At 42.5% G+C, this 6,104-nt stretch carries 10 protein-coding genes; 1 reads left to right on the forward strand and 9 read right to left on the reverse strand.

The features are described 5' to 3' along the window. Positions 1-5: 5 nt before the first annotated feature. The 9 genes from ABD873_RS05490 to ABD873_RS05525 all read right to left on the reverse strand — a co-directional run bounded on the left by ABD873_RS05490 (position 6) and on the right by ABD873_RS05525 (position 4,662). A complete protein-coding gene (locus ABD873_RS05490; RefSeq protein ID WP_345065733.1) occupies positions 6-341 on the reverse strand; it encodes a hypothetical protein in 336 nt (111 codons plus the stop codon). A gap of 6 nt (positions 342-347) precedes the next feature. After that, complete coding sequence (locus ABD873_RS05495) at positions 348-893, reverse strand: relaxase/mobilization nuclease domain-containing protein (protein ID WP_345065736.1); 546 nt, start codon at positions 891-893, stop codon at positions 348-350. Then, entirely contained in the window at positions 874-1,233 is a 360-nt protein-coding gene (locus tag ABD873_RS05500; protein WP_345065740.1) for a plasmid mobilization protein, read from the reverse strand. The genes ABD873_RS05495 and ABD873_RS05500 overlap by 20 nt, the downstream gene beginning before the upstream one ends. 72 nt (positions 1,234-1,305) lie before the next feature. Then, positions 1,306-1,452 carry a hypothetical protein gene (locus ABD873_RS05505; RefSeq protein WP_345065743.1) on the reverse strand — a complete coding sequence of 49 codons (147 nt, stop codon included), beginning with the start codon at positions 1,450-1,452 and terminating at the stop codon, positions 1,306-1,308. Beyond that, complete coding sequence (locus ABD873_RS05510) at positions 1,449-1,949, reverse strand: RNA polymerase sigma factor (RefSeq protein ID WP_345065746.1); 501 nt, start codon at positions 1,947-1,949, stop codon at positions 1,449-1,451. The genes ABD873_RS05505 and ABD873_RS05510 overlap by 4 nt, the downstream gene beginning before the upstream one ends. Positions 1,950-2,054: 105 nt before the next feature. Further along, positions 2,055-2,378 (reverse strand): AAA family ATPase, encoded by a 324-nt coding sequence (locus ABD873_RS05515; protein WP_345065749.1) that lies wholly within the window; start codon positions 2,376-2,378, stop codon positions 2,055-2,057. A gap of 14 nt (positions 2,379-2,392) precedes the next feature. Then, the gene (locus ABD873_RS13835; RefSeq protein ID WP_425568695.1) at positions 2,393-2,665 is read right to left on the reverse strand and encodes a helix-turn-helix domain-containing protein; all 273 of its coding nucleotides are present in this window, start codon (positions 2,663-2,665) and stop codon (positions 2,393-2,395) included. A gap of 141 nt (positions 2,666-2,806) precedes the next feature. After that, positions 2,807-3,472 carry a hypothetical protein gene (locus tag ABD873_RS05520; RefSeq protein WP_345065752.1) on the reverse strand — a complete coding sequence of 222 codons (666 nt, stop codon included), beginning with the start codon at positions 3,470-3,472 and terminating at the stop codon, positions 2,807-2,809. 113 nt (positions 3,473-3,585) lie between these two features. Next, complete coding sequence (locus tag ABD873_RS05525; protein ID WP_345065755.1) at positions 3,586-4,662, reverse strand: tyrosine-type recombinase/integrase; 1,077 nt, start codon at positions 4,660-4,662, stop codon at positions 3,586-3,588. Between the two features lie 247 nt (positions 4,663-4,909). Here ABD873_RS05525 and ABD873_RS05530 point away from each other — a divergent pair, with 247 nt between their 5' ends. After that, positions 4,910-5,950, forward strand: coding sequence for a hypothetical protein (locus ABD873_RS05530; RefSeq protein ID WP_039053688.1), 1,041 nt, complete (start codon positions 4,910-4,912; stop codon positions 5,948-5,950). The last annotated feature ends 154 nt before the right edge of the window (positions 5,951-6,104 follow it).

Below are 6,104 nucleotides of genomic sequence, written 5' to 3' on the forward strand. Positions count from 1 at the left end.
TTCAGTTACCTTTTAATCCTGTTTTTTCTTTTGGCAGCCTCATCATCTTGGTCATGGGTGATGTCGATGTCAAAAAGCGATGCTATTGTTTCAATAGTCATTTCCATGGGTGAAATCCTCATTGCTTGGTGGTTGGTTACGTTTGTGTCGGTTTCGGTGGATTGCTGCATTTCCATTCCCTTGAACAGCCTGTCGATTTTCCCGTAACTCAACGACCTGTCCACCTCCGAACCCTTGAACGTATATCCGTTCTTGGAGAATGATACGCCCTGCACGTCATTGGAATTTGCTTTTTTCTTGTACTGGATGGTCACGCCTTTGTATTTCAGGTAATTTTCCAACTGTCGCTAATTTCTGCTCACCCGTAAAGCGGCCCTTAGCGCATCATGGATTTCGTATTTGGCTTTGTCCGCGCCTTTCAGCCGCCCACGGTTCACCTTTTCCTTACCACTGGCTTGGTAGAAACCATACTTGCTGTTCAACTGCTTGCATAGTTTCACGCTCTTGAATCGGAGATTGCCATTGGCTATTGTCTTGCCTTGGTTGTCCACACGGTTATAAACGATATGGACGTGGTCGTGCTTTCGGTCGTGGTGCCTGACCATCAGGCATTGCGTGTCAGCGATGCCAAGGGATTTCAGGTATTTCAGTGCAACTTCGGTCATGAGGCCATTCGTAAGTTTCCCTTTGTCATGCTCGCTCCATGAGAGTACGATATGCCCAACTGCCTTGCCCAACCTTGGATTCAGCTTGCGTTGCAGGTTGAAATCCTGTGTGATGGTATGGGTGGACGTGGTACGTAGCCCATCGGCATGGATGATTTCACTTGCGTTTTTCAGTACATAACCAACGCATCCGCCGAAATGCTTTCCCTCAATGATTTTCGCCACCATGCTCCAGTAGTTTGTTTACGCATCGATTGATGTGGTTGATGGTGTTTTGGCATTCATGCGTCATTTGGCTCAAACCAATTTGATGCGCTTTCTTCGTAAGTTGGTTGAGATTATTCGCCACTCCCGTAAAATCCCTGAACACTTTCAGTTGTTCGGGCGTGTATCGGGGTGTGATTTTTTTCAGGATGGCACTCTTGCGTACCCATTCCGATTTCTTCATGTTGGCTATCCGTGCATTGTGCAATACCAGTCGGTATTCCTGTTCATCGAACCGGACGTTAATCCGGTGGTTTTTCTTATGGGGTGAAAGCGGCTTGCCGCCTTTGTTATTTATAGTCATAACTGTTCCGATTAATGTTGACCATCGGGAGCCAAGGCGGTTTTGGGTGCACCAAAACACAACCTTGCTCCGTCAGGGTTGCCAAGCACTGCGGTGAATGCTGGCTAAGGAAAAAAGATGGGTGTCCGTAATCTTTTTGCGCCTATTCGTACACTCGTACTTCTCGTACCATTTGTATCGGTACGAGAAGTACGAACGGTACGACCGTACGAATTTCATGTGCCTTTCAGCCATTTCCTGACTGCTCCCTCGCTTACGCCCAATTCGTTGGCTATCGCGACATTTGACAAGCCTCGGTCTTTCAACTGAAGGGCGGTTTCCACCTTGGTTGTCTGTAAATCTTCCGATGGAAGCCGGAGTAATTCCATTTCATTTGCGAAACCAACCTGTCTGAATCCAAGGTAGCCGTCATCTTTGGAAATTCGACAGACCAGTACGTTATCCGTGTCGTACTCCAATTCGGAACTCCGTACTTTCAGTTGCTTGATGTAGCGGATGTTTTTGTCGGTGGCGGATTTACCGATGGTAAATACCGAATCCGCGAAGTTGCTTTTCATCTTAGAACCTTGCAGGTCATTGAGGGATATTGGCCGCCATTCGTCCACTTTCTTGTTATGTTCGAGGATTAGGAATGTTAGCCCTTGGTCAAACTTCATCTCGCTGAGGCTATTCATGATGGGGATGGTGCTTTTAGCCGTATCGGTCGAACCTGCCACTATCTTGGTCATGTTGTCGATGACAACCACGGTGGCCTTGGTTTCCTCAATCCGGCTTTTCAGCGATGCGATGAAGAAATCCTCATAGCCCATTTCGGGGAATTTCTAGAGTACGCAATAACCCGCCCGAAAGAACATTTCGGGAAACCGAAAGTGGATGCCCTCGTCATTGCGGTAGCGTTTTTCAAACTGCTTGTCCGAAAGTTCCAAATCGACATACAGCACATGGTATTGCTGCTTGGCAATATGAACGGCCATCTGCACGGACAATGCGGTCTTGCCGATGCCCGTATCTGCGAACAATATAACCAGTTCACCTTGCGTAACCAAGGGTTGGTATAGGAATATGGGGTCGGGTTGTAGTGATGCTTCCTTGAGCACCTGATTGGCCGTCCGTACTTCAAGGTGATTGGATTCGCTGTGTTCCATAATATACCTCCTTGTTAAAACGTAACAATCCGACTTGTTGCTTCCCGCCTCAATTCATCGATTGTGACAACGGGATTCTGCAACAGCCAATCATTAAGCTCCTGTGTTTTGAAATATATCAGCTTCCCATGGGGCTTGTAGTGCGGTATTTTCCTTGCGGACGTGAGCTTGTACATAAAGGATTCGGAAATCCCTGTGTAATTACAGGTATCTTCAAGGGTCAATGTTTCCTTTTTAGCCAGCAATAGCTTTTCTATTTTTCGCAGTCTATCTTCAATTGTTTTCATGATAATTAATCAATAAAATGTTAAACCATTGATGTCGCGACCATCATGGAAACAAAAGAAGGTAAAGCAACCAAAAGAAATTTTTAGGGCTTTAAGGGTGAACCAAATTCTTAAAGAAATAATTGGTTTTTGGCATGGGATTTATAGTCTGTCCATATATTTCGCCGAACTCCGTTCAAGTTCAGCATCCATCTTGACCACGGACTTGGATGCAGAAAAATTGCTGGATTTCAACGATGTACCATTTTTTGATGCGAAAAAGTTACCTCTTTCCGCAATGGCTCCCCAACTCGATGGCATCAGTTTTTTGTCAACGAGACGGTCAAAGATATAGGCTAAGCGTCCATTATGTTGTATCACAATAGGCTTATCAAGTTGCTGCCTTAAAAATAATGCTGATAGTTCTTCCATGGTTACGCTCTCGCCAATAATCTGCAACTCCTTAAGGCAAGCATGTATTATCGGGAGTTGCTCTTGGCTAACGCCCGAAAATTTTGCGCTATCGTCTTTTTTCTTTCGCAAGCCTTCAAGCTGACGGATGTAGGCCTTAAACCCGTACAATTCTTCAAAATGCTGAAAGCCCTTATCTATTGACTTGGTTTCCCATGGCATATACAGGTATAGCGGGTTGGTTTTGGATTGCGTATATTGGGCGTACTGCTCCACTAAAAATCGAATCAATGCCTTATTGTCAAGTTTGGATTCGTTAATCCGATACGATAAATATTCAAACAAAAATCGAGTGACTGCAAATAACGACAACCAGTAGGTCAAGCCCGTAAAAAACACTCCAAAAACAAACGTCATAGTTGTTTTTACCACTGAATACAAACCGTATGTTTTATTAAAAATAACGCCATCATATAGCCGTAAAAGCGCATAACGATGTTTTTGATTAATATATCCAAGAGTGTCCATAACTAAACCAAATTAATTTCCGGAAGTGATTCAATCGCTTGCTTTTTCAACACATCAGCCGTTTGTGTATAACGTTCCGTGTATTTTAACCCGCTGTGTCCCAACAGCGAAGATAAGGTTTTTATGTCTACTTTACCCTCACCCGTCAATAAGGCAACGCCAAAAGAATGCCGTGCGCAATGCCAAGTAATGTGTTTTTTGATGCCCGCCCGCCGTGTCCATGTCCGCAACGCTTTCAGGCATCCGGTATGGCTGGGCAAATCAAACACCAACTCCTCGGGGTCGTGTGGCCGTTTGAGATATCCGATAAAACTTATCAGCGTTTGGCTTAATGGTGTAACCACTTGTGAATTTTTGGACTTGCCTTTTGTCTTATTCTGCTCTATCCGTATTATCTTGTTTTCATAGTCCACCTTACTATATTTCAAGTCTTTCACATCGCAGAAACGATATCCCGCAAATAGACTGGTAAAGAATGCTCGGACGATTTCCTTATTTTGATAGGGCGTGTTCGCCAGCAACCGATATTCCTCCACGGATAAAATATCTTTCGTGATGACATTTTCCCCTGCAATACAGGTTACCCCATCACATGGATTCTTCCGTATGACATCCTTATCAACAGCCGATTTGATGATTTTTTTGAAACGGGCATAATAACTTTTGGCCCCCTCTCCCGTTGAATGTGTCATCAAGTAATCGACATACTTTTGAATCATAAAACGGTCGATTTGGTCGGGCTTTATAATATCGGTAAACTTCGGGTAATATTCAGCTATGAATGTTTTGAACCGATTGAGACTGCCCTCAATCATCCGAACGTCTTTCTTGTCGTAGGCATCAAGGTATTTTTGGAAGTAATCCCAAAGATTGATTTTCTGTTTGATGGGATTGGGTTTTCCCATTTCTTCGTATCGTAGCGCTTTTTCTTTCTCTGCCCTGATTTCCAAACCCAACCCTAAGTTATCCTTATTCTGTTGCCGCTCTAACGGTGTACGTGGATTGGAAAACAGGTATAAGCCAAGAAACTCTTTCTTCCGATGGTGCTTGATTTTCAATTCTCCATTTTCATCCAACACTTTGTTGTAACCAAGGTAATGATTAACAAAGAATTGCTTTCCTTTGGTTGGATGTTATTTGCTGGGTATCGTACCGGCGCTGGGTACAAAAGCCTGATGATTTTTCATCAGGCTTTTTTTTTACTAGGAGAAAATCGAAAAGTCATAACTTTATTCAGAACAGACATTCTCATTTATCTTACTTTAATATGAGGATGGATTAATTATTATTCGGTAGCTTTGTCTAAACAAAAACACATAGTATAGCGTGACACATCAGCAAAAAACGAATATAATACGTAGAGAGATTATAGCGTCTTATCAGGCGTTAAAGGAGAAGTATCCTTTTTTGCGTTATCAAAACTTTATCGGATTTACTATTTTTTTAGTATGTCTGGTGATGAGTGGTGTGCTGGGGTGGTTGTGGTATGAAGGAACTTTACCGGCGTGGGGTTTGATAGTAGGTAATGCATTTCTTTTTGGTGTGTTGCACGAATTGGAGCATGACCTTATCCATTTTATCTATTTTAAAAATAATAAGATTGTGCACAATATCATGCTGTTGACGGTATGGCTTGTCCGACCTTTGACGTTGAATCCTTGGTTCCGCAGGGTATTACATTTCCATCACCATAAATTTTCGGGTACGTTACACGATGTAGAAGAACGTGGTGTTACCAATGGTGAAAAATGGAGCTTAAAGCGATTGCTTTTTACGCCGGATTTGGTGATAGGAAATATTTTGCGTGTATTCGGTCTTTTTAGGGATATAAAGAGAGAAGTAGATAAGGGTAATCTGAAGTTTCAAACCGCCAAAAAACTTAAGCTCAGCGGCGTATTCGGCCTTATTCCTTTTACTATTCTTTCACATGTGATACTATATGTATTCTTCACAAATATTCTTCTGAATTTTCTGCACGAAGCGTACGGATTTACGTGGGTATTTTCCGATAGTATTCAGTACATGTTAGAATGGTTAAATCCAGTTATCTATATTATTCTTCTGCCGAATCTGTTACGTCAATTTTGCCTGCACTTTATTACCTCGAATCTTCATTATTTTGGGGATGTAGAGCAGGGGAATGTTATTGAGCAGACTCAGGTGTTGAATGTGTGGTGGACTTTTCCGTTTCAGCTGTTTTGCTTCTTTTTCGGATGGACACATGCCATACATCACTTTGTGGTCAACGAGACTTTCTATTTACGTCATATAGCCCGAAAGAAGGCACATGAGATTATGCGCCAACATGGTGTTCGTTTTAATGATTTGGGTACCTTCAGACGGGCTAACCGATATCATGGTGCATAAGTAAGTTTATTTTCATTTTATTCGATTTGGTATATACAGAAAAAGCCTGTAGTGTATAGACATGCCCCAAAAAGTTAGACACTTATTTGGGGCATTTTTATGAGTAAAAAACAGAAGTATAATTTCAATTTTAAGTTACGTCTAGTAACCACTA

The organism is Sphingobacterium thermophilum, from assembly GCF_039541675.1.
Lineage (GTDB): Bacteria > Bacteroidota > Bacteroidia > Sphingobacteriales > Sphingobacteriaceae > Sphingobacterium > Sphingobacterium thermophilum.

Coding starts and splice junctions, on each gene's coding strand:
- ABD873_RS05495 (WP_345065736.1), bottom strand. CDS start 893: ATGGTGGCGAAAATCATTGAGGGAAAGCATTTCGGCGGATGCGTTGGT.
- ABD873_RS05500 (WP_345065740.1), bottom strand. CDS start 1,233: ATGACTATAAATAACAAAGGCGGCAAGCCGCTTTCACCCCATAAGAAA.
- ABD873_RS05505 (WP_345065743.1), bottom strand. CDS start 1,452: ATGAAATTCGTACGGTCGTACCGTTCGTACTTCTCGTACCGATACAAA.
- ABD873_RS05515 (WP_345065749.1), bottom strand. CDS start 2,378: ATGGAACACAGCGAATCCAATCACCTTGAAGTACGGACGGCCAATCAG.
- ABD873_RS13835 (WP_425568695.1), bottom strand. CDS start 2,665: ATGAAAACAATTGAAGATAGACTGCGAAAAATAGAAAAGCTATTGCTG.
- ABD873_RS05520 (WP_345065752.1), bottom strand. CDS start 3,472: ATGACGTTTGTTTTTGGAGTGTTTTTTACGGGCTTGACCTACTGGTTG.